This is a genomic window from Siccibacter colletis (assembly GCF_000696575.1).
GTDB classification, from domain to species: domain Bacteria; phylum Pseudomonadota; class Gammaproteobacteria; order Enterobacterales; family Enterobacteriaceae; genus Siccibacter; species Siccibacter colletis.
On the sequence record NZ_JMSQ01000039.1, the window covers coordinates 29,889 to 49,196 of the forward strand.

At 58.1% G+C, this 19,308-nt stretch carries 19 protein-coding genes; 7 read left to right on the forward strand and 12 right to left on the reverse strand.

Features of this window, described 5'->3' with window-relative positions; translation table 11 throughout:
* Positions 1-55: 55 nt before the first annotated feature.
* The 3 genes from ET34_RS0119070 to ET34_RS0119080 form a co-directional block, all read right to left on the reverse strand.
* Entirely contained in the window at positions 56-2,593 is a 2,538-nt protein-coding gene (locus tag ET34_RS0119070; protein ID WP_031524722.1) for an autotransporter outer membrane beta-barrel domain-containing protein, read from the reverse strand.
* Positions 2,594-2,832: 239 nt separating this feature from the next.
* Positions 2,833-3,393 (reverse strand): diguanylate cyclase, encoded by a 561-nt coding sequence (locus ET34_RS0119075; protein ID WP_081826956.1) that lies wholly within the window; start codon positions 3,391-3,393, stop codon positions 2,833-2,835.
* 118 nt (positions 3,394-3,511) lie between these two features.
* Positions 3,512-4,753 carry an MDR family MFS transporter gene (locus ET34_RS0119080; RefSeq protein ID WP_031524726.1) on the reverse strand — a complete coding sequence of 414 codons (1,242 nt, stop codon included), beginning with the start codon at positions 4,751-4,753 and terminating at the stop codon, positions 3,512-3,514.
* A 311-nt stretch (positions 4,754-5,064) separates the two neighbouring features.
* On the opposite strand from ET34_RS0119080, the gene eitA reads away from it, so the two are divergent.
* The 4 genes from eitA (at position 5,065) to ET34_RS0119100 (ending at position 8,657) form a co-directional block, all read left to right on the forward strand.
* Complete coding sequence (gene eitA, locus ET34_RS0119085; RefSeq protein ID WP_031524727.1) at positions 5,065-6,069, forward strand: siderophore ABC transporter substrate-binding protein EitA; 1,005 nt, start codon at positions 5,065-5,067, stop codon at positions 6,067-6,069.
* A complete protein-coding gene (locus ET34_RS0119090) occupies positions 6,069-7,106 on the forward strand; it encodes a FecCD family ABC transporter permease (protein ID WP_051640582.1) in 1,038 nt (345 codons plus the stop codon). The genes eitA and ET34_RS0119090 overlap by 1 nt, the downstream gene beginning before the upstream one ends.
* The gene (gene eitC / locus ET34_RS0119095; RefSeq protein ID WP_031524730.1) at positions 7,103-7,861 is read left to right on the forward strand and encodes a siderophore ABC transporter ATP-binding protein EitC; all 759 of its coding nucleotides are present in this window, start codon (positions 7,103-7,105) and stop codon (positions 7,859-7,861) included. Before ET34_RS0119090 ends, eitC begins: the two co-directional genes overlap by 4 nt.
* Positions 7,862-8,045: 184 nt before the next feature.
* Positions 8,046-8,657, forward strand: a complete 612-nt coding sequence (locus ET34_RS0119100) for a hypothetical protein (protein ID WP_031524732.1) — start codon at positions 8,046-8,048, stop codon at positions 8,655-8,657.
* Positions 8,658-8,732: 75 nt separating this feature from the next.
* On the opposite strand, the gene ET34_RS0119105 is transcribed toward ET34_RS0119100, so the two are convergent.
* The 3 genes from ET34_RS0119105 to ET34_RS0119115 form a co-directional block, all read right to left on the reverse strand.
* Positions 8,733-9,614: a manganese catalase family protein gene (locus tag ET34_RS0119105; RefSeq protein WP_031524733.1), complete on the reverse strand. Its 882-nt coding sequence runs from the start codon at positions 9,612-9,614 to the stop codon at positions 8,733-8,735.
* Positions 9,615-9,647: 33 nt separating this feature from the next.
* The gene (locus ET34_RS0119110; protein ID WP_031524734.1) at positions 9,648-10,154 is read right to left on the reverse strand and encodes a ferritin-like domain-containing protein; all 507 of its coding nucleotides are present in this window, start codon (positions 10,152-10,154) and stop codon (positions 9,648-9,650) included.
* 291 nt (positions 10,155-10,445) lie between these two features.
* Positions 10,446-10,625 (reverse strand): con-10 family general stress protein, encoded by a 180-nt coding sequence (locus tag ET34_RS0119115; RefSeq protein WP_031524735.1) that lies wholly within the window; start codon positions 10,623-10,625, stop codon positions 10,446-10,448.
* A 585-nt stretch (positions 10,626-11,210) separates the two neighbouring features.
* Here ET34_RS0119115 and ET34_RS0119120 point away from each other — a divergent pair.
* Together ET34_RS0119120 and ET34_RS0119125 are read left to right on the forward strand one after the other, a co-directional pair.
* Positions 11,211-11,741: a fimbrial protein gene (locus tag ET34_RS0119120; RefSeq protein WP_031524736.1), complete on the forward strand. Its 531-nt coding sequence runs from the start codon at positions 11,211-11,213 to the stop codon at positions 11,739-11,741.
* Between the two features lie 70 nt (positions 11,742-11,811).
* Entirely contained in the window at positions 11,812-12,459 is a 648-nt protein-coding gene (locus tag ET34_RS0119125; RefSeq protein WP_031524737.1) for a response regulator transcription factor, read from the forward strand.
* A gap of 71 nt (positions 12,460-12,530) precedes the next feature.
* Here ET34_RS0119125 and ET34_RS0119130 read toward each other — a convergent pair whose 3' ends face one another.
* Positions 12,531-12,989 carry a DMT family transporter gene (locus ET34_RS0119130; RefSeq protein WP_031524739.1) on the reverse strand — a complete coding sequence of 153 codons (459 nt, stop codon included), beginning with the start codon at positions 12,987-12,989 and terminating at the stop codon, positions 12,531-12,533.
* Positions 12,990-12,998: 9 nt separating this feature from the next.
* Positions 12,999-13,433, reverse strand: a complete 435-nt coding sequence (locus tag ET34_RS0119135; protein WP_031524740.1) for a DMT family transporter — start codon at positions 13,431-13,433, stop codon at positions 12,999-13,001.
* Positions 13,434-13,534: 101 nt separating this feature from the next.
* Here ET34_RS0119135 and ET34_RS0119140 point away from each other — a divergent pair, with 101 nt between their 5' ends.
* Positions 13,535-14,473 (forward strand): LysR family transcriptional regulator, encoded by a 939-nt coding sequence (locus ET34_RS0119140; protein ID WP_031524742.1) that lies wholly within the window; start codon positions 13,535-13,537, stop codon positions 14,471-14,473.
* Position 14,474: 1 nt separating this feature from the next.
* Here ET34_RS0119140 and ET34_RS0119145 read toward each other — a convergent pair whose 3' ends face one another.
* From ET34_RS0119145 to ET34_RS0119160, 4 genes are all read right to left on the reverse strand, one after another.
* A complete protein-coding gene (locus ET34_RS0119145) occupies positions 14,475-14,729 on the reverse strand; it encodes a DUF1158 domain-containing protein (RefSeq protein WP_031524744.1) in 255 nt (84 codons plus the stop codon).
* An 82-nt stretch (positions 14,730-14,811) separates the two neighbouring features.
* Entirely contained in the window at positions 14,812-15,933 is a 1,122-nt protein-coding gene (locus ET34_RS0119150; RefSeq protein WP_031524746.1) for a YbdK family carboxylate-amine ligase, read from the reverse strand.
* 132 nt (positions 15,934-16,065) lie between these two features.
* Entirely contained in the window at positions 16,066-16,731 is a 666-nt protein-coding gene (gene entD / locus ET34_RS0119155) for an enterobactin synthase subunit EntD (RefSeq protein ID WP_031524748.1), read from the reverse strand.
* Between the two features lie 36 nt (positions 16,732-16,767).
* Complete coding sequence (locus ET34_RS0119160) at positions 16,768-19,035, reverse strand: TonB-dependent siderophore receptor (RefSeq protein ID WP_031524750.1); 2,268 nt, start codon at positions 19,033-19,035, stop codon at positions 16,768-16,770.
* Positions 19,036-19,308: the final 273 nt, after the last annotated feature.

A 19,308-nucleotide genomic window follows, 5' to 3' on the forward strand; every position in this document is an offset into this window, starting at 1 on the left:
CAACGAGCAACGCGGCATACCCTCCTTCCCACACTGCAAAGGAGGGTATCACTTATCAGAAGTTAAAATTCAGCCCCGCCTGCACGCTGACGCTGTTATCCACGTCGCCGGTGCCAGTATATATTCCACTGGAAAACCACAGATCCCGGGTAATACCCAGATTCGCCCCCATCCCCAGCAGGCCCATTTTCTGATTATGACCAGCATGAAGCGTGTAATCCGCTGCGGTGATGGCGGTGTCGTCGTTAAATTCAGTGACGTAGCGGGCATCTATCCACGGCAGCACGCGAACCTTGCCGGCCTCAAGCTCCGTCGATAAGCGCACGCCCGCGCCGGTGTGCCAGGCCGAGGTTTCATTTTTGGCGATTTCGATCTGTGCATCAGAAAAGCGATCGCTGTGCGCGCTGTTCCAGCCGAGCACGGCGTAGGGCTGGAGCAGAGCGCCGCCGGTGCGCAGCGTGATACCCGCGCGGGTCTCCACATCCACCATACTGCCATCATAGGAACCGTTCAGCGCTTCCTTGATGCCGGTGGTGGTGGTCGGAACGTTATGTACTTTCAGGGTATAGCGGATGTCGCCGAGGCTGATGCTGCCGTCCGCAAACAGGCTCCAGCGGTTATCGTGCAGGGGCTGCTGCCAGCCGCCGTACAGGCTGTAAAAATCACCGTAGACCGCATTATTAAAGTTGCCCTGGTTGTCGCTGTCGCTGACGCGGTTGCGTACCCAGGCCAGCGCGAACCCGCCGGTCAGCAGATCGCCATTGGTTAACTGATGGCTCCAGTCCACACCGACCTGCGCACCCAGCAGGTTGCTGTGATAGTCCACGTCATCAGCAAAATCCCCGGTGTGGTAGAGGTAATCTCCCCAGACATGCGCCCCCTCGCTCTGCACGTGCAGCAGAAAATGGTTACGCAGGCTGTCGAGACGGCTCGCCAGGTTAGCCGCCACCGTCTGGCCCGACTGTTTTGCACCGTCGAGACCCGCAATCGCGCCCTTAACGTCATGCGCCAGGCCGATCTGCCGCTGGCTCAGGATCAGCTCTGCGCCCTGGGTGGCATTGTTCATCGGCACGGTAAAGGCGCTGAGATCGTAGTTCCATGCTCCGGCCCGGGCGGCGACGCGACGGGCGCCGTTGGCAAAGCGGTAGTTGACGGAGCCCTGCGACAAATCGGCAAAGGAGCCTATCACCGCCTGGCCTTCACTGCCCTGCGTCGCCATCTGGCTGATGACCAGCGTGTTAACGCCGGTTACCGCACCGGTGACGATCACCATGCTGTCGGTGCTCATGGTGATGCTGGCATCCGACATGGTGTTGCCCACCAGCATCGAGCGGTTCATCAGGTTCCAGGCGGTGTCGCTGCCGATATGCGGCGTGACGATGGTGTTCTCCTCGGTGGCGTGAACGCTGTTGATATTGATGAGCTGACCGTCGATGGCGCTGCTGCCGTCAAGCAGCAGGCTGTTTTGCCCGGCACCGCCGTCAATAGCGCCTTTTACTTCCGAGCCGTTGATGACGGCGATTCGATCGCTCCCGGCACCGGTGGTGACGTTGCCGGTTACGGTGGATGCATCGCCGATCACCAGCGTGGTGGCCCCGGTTTGTGCCGCGGCGTCAAGGTTGCCATTGAGCTGGCTGTTTGTCAGCGTGACCCGCGCGCTGCCGTTGCCCACCAGCACCAGATCGCCGCGCAGCGTGCTCTTCTGGATGTCGGCGCGGTTAACGCCCTGGCTGTTCAGCAGGCCGACATCACCCGTAACGGTGGCGTTATTGAGCGTGAGCTGATTCGTGTTGTTACCCGCCAGACCGATGGCGACCCGGTCCAGCGCGGGGGGAATTGACGACACTGGCAACCCGCTGGCTGGCAGTAATGCCGCGAACTGACCGGCGGTGGCGCTCTGACTGGCGTCGAGCCGGGCGTTGTTCAGCGTCACCTGGTTGTCCGCGCTGCGGCTCAGGGAGAACAGGCTGCCGCTGTCGAGGGTACTGTCGTTGACCGTGATGCGCTGGGCCGCTGCGCCGCCGGTGATGATGCTGCCGGACAGCTGGCTGCCGTTCTGCACCGTCAGGTTATGCACCCCGGCATCGGCCTGATCGATAAATATCGCCGACCCCATCATGTACGCTTTATCCCCCGGCGCGGTGTGGTACTGCACGCTGTCGTTGGCACCGTTCAGCACCGCGTTATCCATCACCACGGTAATATCGGTTGCAGACCCCGCGTTGCCCCCCTCAATCATATCGGCACGCGCTCCCCCGGCCAGGGTAATGGCTGCCGCCCCGGTGTGGCTGGCCTGAATATACTTCCCGGACATATCCGTGCCAAAAACCGTGAGCTGCTGCGTGTTGCCTGGCTGGCGTCCGTCCATATAAATGGTGGCCCCGGAGGTGGGGACGTTAGTGAATGCCGTACCGGAGGGGGCATCGAGATAGAGATCCTGACCATTATACGGGGACATACCGCAGGTAGCGGCAGGCGTGGCCGGGCACGGTGCGGCCCGCGCCGGGGATAAGGTCGCGGTCACGATCAGTAAACCCGGCAGGCTTAATGCTATGCCTTTCGCGGACGGGGCGAGCTTAAGCGTCTTAAACATAGGTATGGCTCCAGAGGCAATCAACGCGCGGAAAATAAGCGGCTAACCGAACCCAAAACGTAAGGGTGCAAATGTAAGCCCGGCTTTAAACGCAATGACACGGCTGGGGTAAGCATATTCATCGCGCAACGGAAATCGCGGGCGTGGGATACGGCAGTGAGGAATTGTGGTGGGCAATGAGGCAGGGTGAGTAACGTTGATAGCCGTTGATGCTCCCCGGTGGCGGGGAGCAGCTGAGGTTATTTCTCCGTCGCGCCGCGCTTGCGAAAACAGCGCACAAACTCTTCGGCGAAGGGGAGGATCTCCAGCAGTACGATAGCCAGCAGCAGGGTAACAATATACGGCACCGGCAGCGGCTCGCTTTTCAGGTTCAGGCTAAAATCTGCCGCTGCGGCTCCCAGCCCGACCAGCGCCAGCGCCTGATCCCAGTGGCGCGTCACCACCAGTAGCAGCGCCATCAGCGGCACCATCTCCAGAAAGCTGTGGATATGCTGCTCAACCGGCGAGATATAACGCACGGTCGAGGAGTAGCTCACATCCCACAGCGCAGTGGCTTCGTGGAGCAAAAAACCGACGACCATCAGCAGGATAATCAGCGCGTTGATTTCAAGAAACAGCGCGGCAAGCAGCGGAATTCCCATCTCGCTGAACATCAGAATATGAATAAAGGCCTCTTTTAGCCCGGCGTTTTCCTCAATGTGGGTTTTACGGTGGCACAGCCAGTCGCAGACGCCGGCCAGCAGCCAGAGCGGCATAATAAAATAAAGCAGTAACAGCAGCGTGGGATCGTTGGGTGTCACAGGTAGCCCTCCGGAATGTCTCATCCGTTAAGCATAGACCTGAATTTTAGCAGGGGTATCGCGTTCGGGAGATCCTCAGGCTATTGCAGCCTGAGGAAGAGCGAGAAGGATCGGGAAACTACAGGCGATTACCACGCCGGAACGGACGGCAGATGGCGATCATGGCAAAGGCGCTGCACAGCGGGACGATCCCAAGCATCACCCAGGCGGTGGCCGCCTGCGGGGAGGGCGTCAGCGCATGGTCGAGCTGGCCGCCCAGCAGGAAATTGCCCAGCAGTACCGCCACGCCACCCATCGACGAGAGCGCCCCATAATGCGCCCCGAGGTTGTGTTCATCGGCGAAACGCGGGATGAGGTCCATTCCCACCGGCATAATCAGCATCTGCCCGAGCGTCAACAGGGTCACCATCAGCATTGCCGGGACCAGCCGGGTTATCCCTTCCGGTGGTGGAGCCGCGGCAAACAGCGCCACGCTGAAGAAGGCGCTCGCGAGCAGGAAAAAACCGAGCGGCAGAATGTGCGCCGCCCCGATGCGGCGGGCAATACGCGCCAGCGGCAGTTGCAGAACGATCACCAGCAGCGACGCCAGCATAAAGAGCGGGCCTAACGCTTTCTCGCTGCTACCAGAGCGGTGCAGCTCCACCGGCAGCGCCAGATAGAGCTGGTTATAGCTGAACAGATACGCGCTGTAGGCGATGATAAAGGCGACAAAACGCGGCTGGTGGAAGGTTTTCCACCACGGGTTGATCCGCAGCTCGCCGCTGCGGCGCGGGGTCTGGGGCAGACAGAAAAACAAAATCGCCAGCGCAACGATAAACACGCCGGCACCGGCCAGCGCCACGCGCTGAAAACCGAAGCCCGTCAGCAGCGACCCTAGTACCGGGCCAAGTACCGCGCCCAGTTCACCGCATACGGCGAACAGCGCGAACCATTCCGCGCGGCTGCGCTTTCCGGCCTGCTCGCTTTCATTGCCGGCTCGGGCCAGCAGCGCTTCGATAGCGGGGGAGAACAGCGCGCCACCGACCCCGGTGAGGCAGGCACCGAGAATAATCGGCACCAGGCTGTCGCCCAGTGCCAGCAGCAGATAGCCGCTGATGCGCACCATACACCCGCACAGAATGATGACTCGCGCGCCAAAGCGGTCTGCCAGCGCGCCGCCCACCAGAAACATGCCCTGCTGCGAGAAGGTGCGCAAACCAATGATTAGCCCCACCGCCCAGCCAGAGAGCAGCATGTCATCGCGCAGGAAGATAGCCAGAAACGGCACCACCGCATAAAAGCCGATATTAAAGACCAGCTGGCTGCCGAGCAGCAGCGGCGGGTAGACCCGGGTAGTACGGCGGGCGAACAGGGAAAGCATGCGTTATCCATCAGCGTGAGGTTAAAAACAGAGGGCTAATATGGATGAAGCCACCGCCGCTGGCAAATCGTTGCGCCCGGCAAATCATTAACGGCGCATATAGTTGTTATGGGCAATTACCTGTATTGACAACCCCCGGAGCGCCCGGTATAAACCGACAACTTAAGAATGATTTGCATTTACATCGGCGGGGGCTGATGAAGTGCAGCATCCCGGCGGCGGGGCGAGCCCGCGGCTGCGGTAACGACGCGGCACTGCCATGGTCACAGCGTGCACGCGCATAAAATAACGATAAAGAAAGGTTGATGTTGATGGTTAATGTTAAACAGGCGTTATGGGGTTTAGGGTTGCTGAGCCTCTCCGGGATGGCGGCCGCGACGCAGTACCCGCTGACGCTGGAAAACTGCGGTACGAAGGTTGTGTTTGAAAAAAGCCCGCAGCGTATGGTCGCCCTGGGCCAGAACACCGCTGAAATCATGCTGCTGCTCGGCTTGCAGGATAAAATGGTCGCCAGCGCATTCTGGCCGACTAAAGTGCTGCCGGCGCTGGCAGGCAAAAATGAAAAGGTGCCGGTGCTGACCGTTGAGATCCCGACCCTTGAGTCGATTCTTGCCCGCCAGCCGGATTTCGTTGCCGCCCAGCTTCCACTGCTACTGGGGCCGGACAGCAAAGTTGCGAAGCGCGAAGATTTTGCCGCGGTGGGCATCAACAGCTATCTCTCACCGGGCGTCTGCGCCACGAAAAAGAACACCGGCGACATCTACGGCAGCCGCAGCCAGCTATGGGACATGACGCTGCTGTATAAAGAGATCGAGGATCTGGCGACGATTTTTGATGTCGAAGACCGCGGCGCAGCGCTGGTAAACGACTTCCGACAGCGTGAAAACGCGCTGCGCACGACGTTTGGCCACAGCAAACGCGATCTGTCGTTTGTCTTCTGGTTCTCCAGTGCTTCCCCTTCATCCGATGCCTATCTGGGCGGCAAAAACAGCGCCTCGGGCTTTATTGCCAGCGTGCTGGGCGGGCATAACGCCATCAGCTCCGACAGCGAATGGCCGACGGTGGGCTGGGAGAGCATTATCGCCACCAACCCGGATGTGATTGTGGTGTCGAGCCTCGATCGCAACCGCTGGGCGCTCGACAGCGCCGAAGAGAAGATCAAATTCCTCAAAAGCGACCCGGCCGTCAGCCAGCTTGAAGCGGTGAAAAAGGGCCATATCGTGGTGATGGACGGCCAGGCAATGAACCCGACGATCCGCACCATTTATGGCGCAGAGCAGGTGGCGGCGCAGCTTGAGAAACTGGGGCTGAACTGATGACAAGCCCGGTACGCAACCGGGGCGGGTTGTGGCAGCGCCTGGCGCTGTTCTCCGCTGCGGTTGTGCTTCTTCTGCTGGTTATTGCGATCGGCGTGGGGTCAGGTGAGCTGGCCATTCCCCTCAGAACCATTTTCTATGCGGTCACCAATAAGCTGGGGCTGACCGCAGAGCCGCTGAACCGTATCCATGAAACCGTGATCTGGGATTTCCGCCTCAGCCGTGCGCTGGTCGCTGCCTGCAGCGGCGCGGGGCTGGCCATCTGCGGCGCAGTGCTGCAGAGCCTGCTGAAAAACGCGCTGGCGGAACCCTACGTGCTCGGCGTTTCCGCTGGCGCCTCCACCGGTGCGGTGGCGGTGGTGCTGGGGATTGGCACCGGCGCGGTATCGCTCTCTGCGGGAGCCTTCACCGGCGCGTTCGCTGCGTTTGCTTTCGTGGCGCTGCTGACTAACGGTGCGCGCGGCGGTAACGAGCGCACCATCCTTGCCGGCGTCGCGGCCTCGCAGCTGTTCAACGCCATTACCGCCTACAGCATCAGCACCTCCGCCAGCGCTCAGCAGGCGCGGGATGTAATGTTCTGGCTGCTCGGAAGCTTCAGCGGCGTGCGCTGGCCCGAGTTCCAGCTGGTGCTGGTGGTCGTGATGGTCGGCCTTGCGGTCTGCCTGTGGTATGCCAAAGCGCTGGACGCCTTCACCTTTGGGGATGACGCGGCGGCCTCGCTGGGCATTCCGGTGGGCTATGTCAGGCTGATGCTGTTTACCGTGACCGCGCTGATGACGGCGGCGATTGTCAGCATGGCCGGTTCCATTGGCTTCGTGGGTCTGGTAGTACCGCATGTGATGCGCTACTTCTTTGGCCCGCTGCACCGCACGCTGCTGGTGGCCTGCGCCATGATGGGGGCCATTCTGATGGTGCTGGCAGATATTGCGGCGCGTACGGTAATCGCACCGCAGAGCCTGCCGGTGGGGGTGGTGACCGCCCTGGTTGGCGTACCGTTCTTTGCTGCCATTCTCTGGCGTGCACGGAGGCAACTATGAGTATCAGCGCGGAAAACATCTGCTGGCGCGTCGGCAAAAAAGTGATTGTCGATGACGTCTCCCTGAGTGTGGCGCAGGGGCAGACGCTGGGATTGCTGGGGCCGAACGGGTCTGGCAAATCCTCGTTGCTGCGCGTGCTGGCGGGGCTGCGCCGCCCCAGTGCGGGCCGGGTATTGCTCGATGAGCATGACATCAGCGGCATGGCAAAAAAGCAGGTCGCACGCCGCGTGGCCTTTGTTGAGCAGCATGGCGGAACAGATGCCAACATTCGCGTGCGCGATGTGGTGAAGCTCGGGCGCATCCCACACCACTCGCCGCTCTCTTCATGGACGCCGGAGGATGAACGCATCGTCAATGAGGCGCTGGAGCGGGTGGAGATGCGGGATCGCAGCGATCAGGGCTGGCTGAGCCTTTCCGGCGGGGAACGCCAGCGGGTGCATATTGCGCGCGCCCTGGCGCAGCAGCCGACCGAGATCCTGCTCGACGAGCCGACTAACCATCTCGACATTCATCATCAGATCCAGCTGATGCGCCTTATCAGCGCGCTGCCGGTCACCAGTATCGTGGCGCTGCACGACCTCAACCATGCCGCGATGTTCTGTGATGCGCTGATCGTGATGCAGAAGGGAAAGATCGTTGCCAGCGGTACCCCCGAGGCGGTGCTGACCGAAGCGTTGCTACACGACGTGTTCCAGGTGGACGCCAGAATCGAAATCTCGCCATATCACGGTAAAAAACATATTCACTTCATCTGAAGCAAAGCGGCGGACGCGATTTATGCGCGGTCGCCGCTGCGCCTGATTGGCATAACGTGCCTGGCGCATACGAATTCTCAATAAATTAATCATTTCTTAATAATAAACACACGCAAGGTTAAGCCCGGCAAGGGGTGTTGCCATACCATATTCAGCTTCGCATTTTTAGTGGCACCAATCTGATATGAAGCTCGACACCCGACTTACCCCTGTTACCGCCTGCCTGATTGTGCTGGCGGTGTTATTTCCCTTTATTCCGGATCTGCATCTGGCGCTGTTCAGCGAGCGCGTGGTGACCGTGGTCGAAGATGCACAGGCTGCATGGCTGCTGTTTGGGGCCGTTTTCACCCTGTGCTATGCGCGCTCCGCCGGGCTGGCTGAACGTCCGCGCACGTTCTGGCTGTGGGCCGTGGTCTGGTGGCTGGTTCTGTTTGGTCGCAGCGTCAGCTGGGGCAGGGAGTATTTCCCGGAAGGGCCGAAGCTGCTGTTTCGCATCATTTCGGTAGTGTTGATCGGAACCCTGGTCCTGTGGCTGGTCTTCTCTAAGGCGCTGCGTCAGGAAGTGATGGCGCGTCTGCGCAGCGAGACGTTACCGCTGTGGACGGCCGCGCTGGTGGTGTGTTCATTCCTGATTTCTGATGCAGTGGAGCATCATCGCCTGCTGGCGCCGCTGTTTCTGCATAACCCGCAGTATCAGGATTTGATTGAAGAGCTGTATGAAATTCCGTTTATGGTGGGGCTGTTTATTATCGTCTGTACCATGCTGGCGCGAGAAAAACGTGCGGTTCATTCTTAAACAGGCAGCGCACAGCGTCATGCCTGAATAACAAAAAACCCGCGCCGTGCGCGGGTTTTTTTACAGGAACAACGCTTAGCGTTTATATTCCTGCGGCTCGCCAATCCCGAGATCGACACCGGTAATCGGGTCAATGGTTTCATCGGATTTGGTACGGTCCGCCATCGCTTTCAGCATCGCCATCTGTTCAGAGGACAGGCCAACCGAGGCAGAGCCATCGCCGCCATCAACCGCAGGCTGCGGATCGGCTACGTAATTAAAGTGTTCATCGCTGTTCCAGCTGCCGCGAATGTCATCACCCTGCGACATGTTGTAGTAGGTGTTCGCATACTCTTCCACCGGTGGCAGTTTACCCGCCGGGAAGTTATTGCGAATCGAATACAACGCTTTCTCAAACGACATCTGGTGCGCGACTTCTCGCGTCATCAGGAAGCTCAGCGCATCTTTTACGCCCGGATCGTCAGTCACGTTGATCAGGCGCTCGTAGATGATTTTGGCACGCGCTTCAGCCGCAATGTTGGAGCGTAAATCGGCCGTCACTTCACCAATGGTATCGATATACGCTGCGGTCCACGGCACGCCACCAGAGTTAGTCAGCGGCGGCCCACCACCGTACAGCAGAGAGGTGATGTGGCTGTCGTTACCGTTGCTACTCAGGGAACGATACAGTTCGGCCTCACTCTCGGTGCCTTCAGCCAGTGCACCTTTCGCGCCCTTGTTCAGCATCCCTACCAGGGTACCGATAATTTCAAGGTGGCTCAGTTCTTCGGTCGCGATATCCATCAGCATCGCTTTACGGCCCGGATCGTCATCGCCAAGGCCCTGGGTAAAGTAGCGGCAGGCTGCTGCCAGCTCGCCCTGCGGCCCACCGAATTGCTCCAGCAGGAGGTTAGCAAGGCCCGGATTAGGCTCTGCCACGCGCACTGTGTATTGCAGTTGTTTTACGTGTCGAAACATAGTTTCTCCTCGATTCAGGGAATGGCAGTCGGGTTATTTTTTTGCTTCAACACCCGGCGCTTCAGAGCGCGTTAAATACTGCTGGGTAACGTCAGGCAGGTGGGTAATTGCCCATTCCGCCATGGCTTTTTCCTGCTCAAGGATCTGTTTGAATGCTGCAACGCCTTCCACATCGCCCACTTTCTCAGCGGCCGCAATAAGCGAGGTGTAGCAGGCAATTTCGAACTGCTCAAAAACGTAGCTGCTGATAGCCCCTTTGACGATTTCGTCAGAGGTAAACATGCCGCCCATAGACTGACCGAAAGCCGTCATTTTCCCCATGGTGTCTTTCATCATGGAGTTAGAAATATTGTTGCGCTCGATGACCGTCTCAAGGACTTGAATTTGCCCTTTGGTTTCATCGATATGTTGCTGAATGCGTGCTTTCAAATCTGGGTAGTTATCAATACGACCCGCCATCGCTTCGAGCATTGACTCAGCCTGTTTTTCCATGGCGTGAGCATCTCGCAACCAGTCATGATAGTTTTCTTCGTATGTCATGATTATTGCCTCCCGGAATACATCGATAAATAGAGTAAATATAACAACATGAAGCCTGGCTTATAAAATTAAGCCGTTCGCAATCTGTTGCTCACTCAAAATAATATTTCAAGCGTGGCAATAGGCGCCGCGATAATACTAATTAAGCGATTTCAATCTTGCTTGTATGAATATGAAGGTGCCAATAACTCTGCGGACCGGATCATAGTCCGCAGAGCACTAACTTCTGCATGTTTATACAGAAATAGTTATTACAGTTGCCTTAGGAAACCAAATAAACAGCCAGGGCTATCAGGATTTACGACCGCCGCTGTTGCTGTTTTTGCCCCCTTTGCTGCCCGCTTCTGATGCGCGCTCAGGGTCGTTTTTGAAGTTGCCGCCGCTGTTCTGGCCGCCTTTACGACCTGCCTCGGACGCTTTCTTCTTATCTTCTGCGAAATTACCGGAACCGCCACGATGTTGATCAGCCATTATATTGCCCTCACGTTTCGTTAGATTACCGTCAAATATGATAATGTTCATATTTCGTTGTTACGGTAATTAAATCTAGTCGATTACGGCGAGACGTCAAATGCACGCGGCAGCATGAACAGGACATTTTAGTGATGCTCGCGCTTCGCTTAAGCGGCGATAACGATACGGTAATCAGGCATGAATCAATGAGTTAAATAACGGGTCGCCCAAATAATGCGCAATACAATTGTGGGAATAGTCCTGGAATATTTCCGCCCAGCCAGGCGGTAAGGTTACAGCATTTAGCGTGCAAATATGAACATACAGTTTTTCTTTGTACAGGTTATTGCAGCGCGTAGGGAAATAACCTCCCTCTGAATCAAGCGATCCAATTCTGGACTAATTAATGATTGAACCTTTATGCGGCGAAACGTAAATTTCTGCCGGCCATAAACATGACGTTAAATAACGCTTATTGACGTTTCGTTACCGGATGGTTTTACCGTTGCGCTGCTGTTTTTTTAACGACGAGATAAACGACGAGTAACGATTCGGCGCGCGGTTGCGTCAGTGGCACAATTTCTTTCACTCAGGATAAATATGATGAAAATACACTCTATTATTGCTGGCCTTGCGACCAGTTTAACCCTTGCGGCCTCGTCTGCCTGGGCCGCCGATGGCACCGTTAACTTCACCGGTGAGATCATTGATGAAGCCTGCGTGGTTGATATCGGGGCCGATAACACCATGACCGTCGATCTTGGGCGCGTAGCGAAATCGTCGTTCAAAGCCTCCGGTGACGAAGCGCCGGAAACCAAGTTTTCTCTGAAGCTGAAAAGCTGTCCGGAAACAGTTACCACCGCCAAAGTGAAGTTTGACGGCGCTAACGATGCTACTAACTCCGGACTTCTGGCGCTGACTCAGGAAACCGGCGTGGCAAAAGGTATTGGCGTGACGCTGCGCACTGCAGATAAAGCGGCGCTGGGCCTTGATGCGGTGAACGACTACAGCTATACCCTGAGTTCAACGGAGGAAAACAGCCTCGACTTCTATGCTGCCTATCGCTCCACATCAGATACCGTCGTTGCTGGTAAAGCGAACGCGGTTGCTACCTTTACTGTGGATTACAACTGATAGCGTATCGCTATGAATATCAGGGCCGTTAGCGGCCCTTTTTATTACCTTTCTCTTCCGTGAAAAGACTATGCATCCTGATATAAATAACACAACGCTTAATATTGCCATTGATGACCAGGATTGCTTTTTTATTCTGGGCCTCGAAGCCGTGCTTACTGATATATTCACTGCTCGTTTTCCGGACCTGACGTTATATTTTCATCGTTTGCAAGACAGTAACGTGAAAGAGATGGATATTATTTTTCTCACGTTACATCCGGGAGATAAAATTGACTGCATGTGGCCAGCGCTGGCATACCGAAAATTGCGCAGCCTTGTGGTTGGCTTTTGCGAACATTCCCCGACGGAAAGTACGGGCAAGCCCCTGTTTTGCTTAAATAAGGCACTATGGTTGCACAAGTGCAGCCCCCTCACGCTTGTCGTTCAGAAGCTAATCCTGGCCTGGCGTGATGTCCTGGCTGGCAGTAGCGATACGGAAATGCGTGACTGTACACGCTGTAGTCGTCTGCGCTTAACCGAGCAGCAGCGTAAAATCGCGTATTATATGATTCGTGACTACAGCAATCATGATATTGCCCGTCTGTTAAAAATTAATATCAAGACAGTCAGCGTGCATAAATACTTTTTGATGGAAAAGATGCGCTTGCGCAGTAACCAGCAGTTTATAAACTTTCTGCGTCGTAAAAATAGTGTGGCGGCGTTAACGCTGGAATAACTGGCGGTAATGCAAAAACAGAAAAAAGGCGGTGCGAGGGGCTCGCTCCGCCTGGAAGCGGGACGTGAAGCTTAAGCGCGTTTGTTTCCCGCCGTGCTACCCGAATAAATAAAGTACAGTGCAATGCCAAGGCAGATCACCGCGCCCAGCCGCGTCAGCGAGAAGGGGATGGCGTCATTGCCGAGCCAGCCAAAGTTATCGATCAGCATGCTCATCGCCAGCTGGCCGAAAATGACCGCCACCGTGGCCACTGCGGTGCCGATACGCTGCACGGCCAGCACCATAATTACGATGTAAGGTACACCAAACAGCGCACCGATCAGCTGCCACTTCGGCATGTCCATCAGGGTTATCGTCTGTTTCGGCTCAAAGAAGAAGATGAGCAGGGCGGTCACCAGCGCACCCACCGAGAAGGTGAGAAACGCGCTACGGAACACCCCCACTTTGCTGCCCAGCTGGCCGTTTATCGCCGCCTGAATACTTAACAGCGCACCCCCCGCCACGGCGAGAATAATCATTAACAGGATCATGTGGTCTCCTTATCCCAGTGCAACCAGCGCCAGTGCGGCAATAATGAAAATCAGGGCGTAAATGCGTCTGGCATCGATTCTGCGATGCGGCGTACCGAACAGCCCGAAGTGGTCAATGATCAGGCTCTTAAATACCTGCCCGGCAAGAATGCCAATCATGGTCATGGCGATACCAATCACCGGCGTGGCGATGGTAAGAATAATCACGTAGCCCGCCCCCAGCACGCCGCCGCACAGCTGCCAGCCTGGCTGGGCGAAGAAGGACGGCGCGTTGCGCGGGCTGAAAAACAGCATCAGCAGAAACGTCAATGCCGCCCCGACCCCGAAAATACTCAGGGTGGCCCAGAGATCCCCTACCTGCTGCCCGAGCGGCCCTAACAGCCCGGCTTCAATCGACAACCCCATCCCGCCGGCAATCACCAGCAATATCAATAACACCTGCATCGTTTTATCACTCATTTATCAGAGAGGGGACGCAGCATAGAGCAGGCCGTGATGCAGAAAAACGATATAATTCATGAAACACCTTTGCAGGATTTGCATCAATGCCCACCACCGACGCAATTTCGATGCGCGCGCTGCGCTTCTTCCTCGCGGTTTTTGAAACCCAGAGCTTTTCCATCGTGGCACGGCGCGAAGGCGTCTCGGCATCAATGATCTCCCGGGTGATTCACCAGCTGGAAGATGCCCTCGGACAGCAGCTGTTCTACCGCAATACCCGGGCGGTAATCCCGACCGAGGCGGGCAGGGTATTTGTCGATTACGCCCGCGCTATCGCTGAGCGGCTGGGTGAGGCGCGCGAGGAGTTACAGAATCGGGCCACCGAGCCGGCCGGGCTGGTACGCATCAACGCCCCGGTATTTTTTGGCCAGCGCCACATTGCACCAGGGTTAACCGGCCTGACGGCGCGCTATCCGCAGCTTTCCATTGAGCTGTCGCTGACCGATGACTACATCGATCCGCATCGCGATCCGGCGGACGTGGTGTTTCGTATCGGTACCCTGAACGATGCCTCGTGGCATGCCCGGGTATTCGGCACCCAGCACTATTATCTGGCCGCCTCGGCAGCCTACCTGGCGCGCCACGGTGCTCCCGACACGCCGGACGCGCTGCATCAGCATAAATGCCTGATCTATCGCGGCTCGTCCGGGCCAAACCGCTGGCTGTTCCGGCGCGGCGAAGCGGAGTGGGTGCACTATCCGGTGCCGGCGCTGCTGACCTCCAATAACGCGGACACGCTGCTCACCGCCGCGCTCGACGGCATGGGCGTGGTGCTGTTCCCCGACTGGCTGATTGCCGAACGGCTGGCGAGCGGCGAGCTGGTGCGCCTGCTGCCGCAGTACGAGGGAGCGATTAACGCCGGGCCGCAGCATATTGCTGCCATTTACCCGCACGCCCGCCATCCGCCGCTCAACGTCAGGGCGGTGATTGATTACTATCGGGAAGCATTCGGGACGCCGCTCTACTGGCAGCATCCGCAGTAGATCAGTCGTGACGATCGAGGGAGAACCAGCGTTTCCATGCAAAGCGGATCAGGGCGTACTCAATCACGCCCAGCAGCAGGAACCACAGGCAGAACAGGATGGTGTAAAGCTGATTGAGATCCATCAGGTGGAAACGCGTCACCAGCCGCTGGGCCAGCTCCAGGCCGAGGGAGGGCGCGGGCAGCAGCAGACAGGAGAAAAAGGCCAGCAGCAGGATGCCGCCAGCGCTCATCAGGGATTCAAGTGGATGTTTCATCGCGGGCTCGCCGTAAAAAAGGGGCATTGTCCGGGATTGGGCCGGGGAGTGCAACCGCCCGCCGCCGGGCGGGCGCGGGGGCTTACATCGGCGCGGCCCAGATTTCGCAGTGGCGACGCACCAGTTCGGTCAGCGAGCCGCCGTCGGCGATGAAATGGCGCATACGCTGGGCCTGGTTTTCGCCGCGCTGGAGCCAGAGATGGATCTCCTCCAGCGCGCTACCGCCCTTGAGCTTGTCAGCGTAGGGCTGAATGCGGTCGAGCAGCTTTTCTATATCCGCCGCAATGGTGGTCTGCTTGCCGCTGTGCACATCGGTCAGCACGCCGTCCAGCCCGAAGCGGCAGGCCTGGAAGCGGTTAAAGCGATAGAGCAGGTAGTCGCGCTCCTGATGCTGGAACGGACGCTCCGCCAGCAGCCAGTGAGCGATGGCCTGAATAAAGCCAGCGATGTTCACCGCATGACCGAGGGTGAGCGGCGTATCCATCACCCGCACCTCCACCGTACCGAAGCCCGGGCTGGGGCGAATATCCCAGTGCAGATCTTTGATGGACGTAATCATGCTGGTGCTGGCGAGGCGGCGATACAGCCCTTCAAACTCCTGCCAGTTCTGGGTCCAGGGCGCGTGGCCGTTATCCGGGAAGGCCGAGAAAATATTGAGTCGCGACGAGGCGAAGCTGGTATCGGACCCCTGCATATAGGGCGACGAGGCGGAGAGGGCGATAAAGTGCGGCACATAGCGCGACAGGCCGTGCAGAAGGTAAATTGCGTCATCCCCACTGCTGCATCCCACATGGACATGCTGCCCGAAGACCGTGGCCTGCTTCACCAGATAACCAAACAGCTCCAGCGTATGGGCGTAGCGCTCATTGCTGCACACTTCCTGGCGCTGCCATTTCTGGAACGGGTGGGTGCCGCCGCCGCAGATTTGCAGATGGTGTTTACTGGCGGCCATCAGGGTCGCCTGCTGCAGCGTGGCAAACTCATGCGCTACCTGATTGATGTCTTTGCACACGCCGGTAGCGATCTCCAGCATGCTCTCGGTAATGTCGTGCTTCACTTCACCCGCTTTCAGCACGCCCTGCACTTCATCGATAAGCGTAGAGGAGTCCTGGCTCAGGTCGAATACCGGCGGATTGATCACCTGCAGCTCAAGTTCAACGCCGAGGGTGAAGGGGTCGGAGAGATGGAATGGAGTTAACGACATAATTAGCTCACTGCGATAAAGAGGTGTCAGTAAGTATAGCGGCGGCCTCTGCGGGCGTTTTGATATTGCCGGAAATGCGATCGCCGCACTTGGTAAACGTTTGCCTGATGGTTTTTTGCCCAGGCGCTGGTTTTACCCGCGCACCAGCGTAACGAGGTGTGCCTCGCTGCATAAGGCATGAGCCTCAAAACATGCCCCGGCAGGAAAAGGACCCACGGGATAGTTCAGGCGCAGTGAAAAACGTTCGGCATTGAGCGCCACAACGCTTGCCGCGTCAAAGCCAAACCAGTCACCCGCCTGCGGAAACAGCGCTTTAAACAGGCTCTCCTTGGCGGAAAAAATCAGCGTTACCGCCAGCGCAAAGGGCAGGCCGCTGGCCCGCAGCGTCGCGTGTTCGTCCGGGTTGAGCGCCTCGTCAACGATCTCCTGCGCGCTGGCCGCATCGAGCAGGGCTTCGCCGTCAATACCGACGAGGCTGAGCGAGGCGCGCTGTCGGGCCGCAACCGCCAGCGCCGTGCGCTGAAAATGGCTGATGCTGCCGATAAATCCGGCGGGCCACAGCGGCTCCCGGTGCGCACCGATGCCGGGTATCACGGCCTGTGCACCCGCGTCGCGCAGGGCGATGGCGGCAGCAAGGCGACCGGCAAGGTGTTCAGCCTGGCGTGTCGGCACGGCGTGGTTGAGCAGTGCGGCATGGGGAAGCGCCAGCAGATCGGCGGGAGAAACGCTGTGCGGCTGAAAATCGAGGCGCTGTACCCTCAGGCCGGCAAGCTGAAATGTGGTGTGCGTGGTGTGCATAAATGAAAAACCCTCCCCGGGGGGAGGGTGAGACTATCAGAACTGGGTGTTGATGCCCATATACCAGGTGCGGCCCGACTCGTTGTAGGTCGCGGCACCCGCGCCGTACATGTACGCGCCGGTGGTGGCATTCCCGGTGGTCTGGGCGTTGCCTTCGCGCCAGTGGCGCTTATCGAACAGGTTATCCACCCCGCCGGTCAGGCTGACGTTTTTGGTGACGTCCCAGGTCGCACTCAGGCCGACAATGCTGTACGGGCTGACTTCGTTGGTTTCTGACCCGGTGGTGCGTTCACCCTTGTAGTTGTACTTCTTCGGCTGCTGTTTGCCGTACCAGGTAAAGGTGGACTGCAGCGCCACGTCCTGACGCACCTGCCAGCTCAGGGTCGAGTTCAGCGTGTACTCCGGGATGATCGACAGGCGGTCGCCGGTGGTCTTGTTTTTGCTCTGCAGCATGTACGTCAGGTTGTTGGTCCAGGTGACGGTATCGCTCACCGGCACGTTCAGGGTGCCTTCCAGACCTTCCACCACCGCTTTCGGAACGTTTTCCCACTGGTAGATATCGGTTTTCAGCCTGCTGGTGCCGGTCTGGTAAAGCGGAGAGTAACCGGACTCAATCTTGTTGCGATAGTCGTTGCGGAACCAGGTAACCCCTGCCAGCCAGCCGTCGCGTTTGAACTCGAGGCCAATCTCTTTGTTGATGCTGGTCTCCGCATCCAGATCCTCATTACCGAGCATGTAGCAGCCGACGTTGCTGGCGCTGGCGTAGCAGCCCTGACCGCGGCTGTAGAGGATGTAGTTCGGGTTGATCTGATAGAGGCTCGGCGCTTTATAGGCGCGGGCGATACCCATTTTCAGGGTGAAGTCATCGCCTAATCCCTGAGACAGGTTCAGCGACGGGCTCCAGTTGTCGCCGACCACGCTGTGGTGATCGAAACGCAGCGCCGGGGTTAGCATGGTGCTGTCGGTCAGCTCCATATTGTCTTCCGCGAACAGCGAGAAGATTTCAGCTTGCGAATAGGGGCTGCGCTCATCGCTGACGCCCGGCAGCGCGCCACCCTGCAGCGCCTGTCCGTTTGAGGACATGTCTTTCAGGCGCTGCTGGTTCCACTCGGCGCCCAGTGTCAGGTTCTGGTTAACCAGCATGTCGAACGGCAGGTTAATTTCGCTGTGCAGCATCACATCCGACAGGTTGGTGTCGGTGAACTTATCGCTGTTGAACAACCCTTCCAGGCCGCCCGCCAGGCCTTCACCAAGACGTGAGTTGCGGGTGTGTTCGTACTGCGCCCAGTTGCTGGTGGTGATGCCGTTATCCCAGCCGCCGTTCCAGGTCAGGGCCCAGGTCTGGCGATAGAGACGGTTGGTCTCTTTGCCGTAGTACTTGTCCACCAGGCCGTTGGTGCTGTTGTCGTTGTTGGTGTTCTGGGTGTCGCCCGCGTAGAGGTTACCCTGGCGGCTGTAGCCCGCTTCAAACTCCAGCGACTGCATCGGCGCGAAGTCCCAGCGCAGCTGGCCGTTGATGTTTTTGTTGATCACGCCTTCGCGCCCGGCGGGCATGGTATCGGCGTAGGAGCCGGTGCGCAGCGATTCGTGACCTTCGTTGATGTTGCGCGCGTCGGCCTGGGTTTTATCCAGGTTACCGAACAGGCGGAAGCTGAAGTCGCCGCCCAGCGGGCCGGTGAGGCTGAAGTTGGTGCGTTTGGTGGCGCCTTCCGCTTTATGCTCCGGGGCGTTGAAGTAGCTGTTCCACGAGCCGTGCCACTCGCCAGTGCTTTTTTTGGTGATGATGTTCACCACGCCGCCCGCCGCGCCGTTACCGTAGCGTGCTGCCGCCGGGCCGCGCAGGACTTCAATACGCTCGATCATCTCCGGCGGCACCCAGTTGGTGTCACCGCGGGTGTCGCGCTCGCCGCGCCAGCCCAGACGCACCGAGTTGCGGCTGGTGACCGGTTTGCCGTCCACCAGAATCAGGGTGTTTTCCGGCCCCATACCGCGAATATCAATCTGGCGATTGTTGCCGCGCTGGCCGCTGCTGGAGTTGCCGGTCAGGTTGACGCCCGGCATGGTGCGGATGATCTCCGACACGTCGCGCGCCGGCATGTTTTTACGAATTTCATCGGCGGTAATGGTGGATACCCCCGGTGCCTGCAGGTTCTGCTCGGCGGCGGTCACCACAATGGTGTCGTCCGCTGCCGTCTCTTTGCCATCATTAACCGCTGCGGTTTCTGCCGCAAACGCTGGCGCGGCTGCGCCGATAATCCCCAGATGCACCATCATTGCCAGGGAGTAAGTGAGCTTTTTATTCATTGTAATATCCTGCTTTTCCCGCCGCTTATCCCGTTGCAATCCTGCCCCAGAGGGAGGAAAAGCGGCATGCCAGTCCGCCATTTCAGTGCCGGTATGCGCGCGAAAAGAGGACGGCGACCGCAGCGACCAAAAGGAGGGTGAGTGAACACATACGTGTTGCGCTTCCCACAGCGCGCCAATACGCTATTGCAAATACGAATAATTATCAATAATATTATCGACGTTTTCCGAACGGAAACGCATTTTTACACGTAAAACATGGGGTTAAAGAGC

Coding starts and splice junctions, on each gene's coding strand:
- ET34_RS0119160 (WP_031524750.1), bottom strand. CDS start 19,035: ATGAATAAAAAGCTCACTTACTCCCTGGCAATGATGGTGCATCTGGGG.
- ET34_RS0119135 (WP_031524740.1), bottom strand. CDS start 13,433: ATGCAGGTGTTATTGATATTGCTGGTGATTGCCGGCGGGATGGGGTTG.
- ET34_RS0119145 (WP_031524744.1), bottom strand. CDS start 14,729: ATGAAACATCCACTTGAATCCCTGATGAGCGCTGGCGGCATCCTGCTG.
- eitA (WP_031524727.1), top strand. CDS start 5,065: ATGGTTAATGTTAAACAGGCGTTATGGGGTTTAGGGTTGCTGAGCCTC.
- ET34_RS0119105 (WP_031524733.1), bottom strand. CDS start 9,614: ATGTTTCGACACGTAAAACAACTGCAATACACAGTGCGCGTGGCAGAG.
- ET34_RS0119080 (WP_031524726.1), bottom strand. CDS start 4,753: ATGCTTTCCCTGTTCGCCCGCCGTACTACCCGGGTCTACCCGCCGCTG.
- entD (WP_031524748.1), bottom strand. CDS start 16,731: ATGCACACCACGCACACCACATTTCAGCTTGCCGGCCTGAGGGTACAG.
- ET34_RS0119115 (WP_031524735.1), bottom strand. CDS start 10,625: ATGGCTGATCAACATCGTGGCGGTTCCGGTAATTTCGCAGAAGATAAG.
- ET34_RS0119090 (WP_051640582.1), top strand. CDS start 6,069: ATGACAAGCCCGGTACGCAACCGGGGCGGGTTGTGGCAGCGCCTGGCG.
- ET34_RS0119125 (WP_031524737.1), top strand. CDS start 11,812: ATGCATCCTGATATAAATAACACAACGCTTAATATTGCCATTGATGAC.
- ET34_RS0119110 (WP_031524734.1), bottom strand. CDS start 10,154: ATGACATACGAAGAAAACTATCATGACTGGTTGCGAGATGCTCACGCC.
- ET34_RS0119130 (WP_031524739.1), bottom strand. CDS start 12,989: ATGATCCTGTTAATGATTATTCTCGCCGTGGCGGGGGGTGCGCTGTTA.
- ET34_RS0119150 (WP_031524746.1), bottom strand. CDS start 15,933: ATGTCGTTAACTCCATTCCATCTCTCCGACCCCTTCACCCTCGGCGTT.
- eitC (WP_031524730.1), top strand. CDS start 7,103: ATGAGTATCAGCGCGGAAAACATCTGCTGGCGCGTCGGCAAAAAAGTG.
- ET34_RS0119120 (WP_031524736.1), top strand. CDS start 11,211: ATGAAAATACACTCTATTATTGCTGGCCTTGCGACCAGTTTAACCCTT.
- ET34_RS0119070 (WP_031524722.1), bottom strand. CDS start 2,593: ATGTTTAAGACGCTTAAGCTCGCCCCGTCCGCGAAAGGCATAGCATTA.
- ET34_RS0119100 (WP_031524732.1), top strand. CDS start 8,046: ATGAAGCTCGACACCCGACTTACCCCTGTTACCGCCTGCCTGATTGTG.
- ET34_RS0119140 (WP_031524742.1), top strand. CDS start 13,535: ATGCCCACCACCGACGCAATTTCGATGCGCGCGCTGCGCTTCTTCCTC.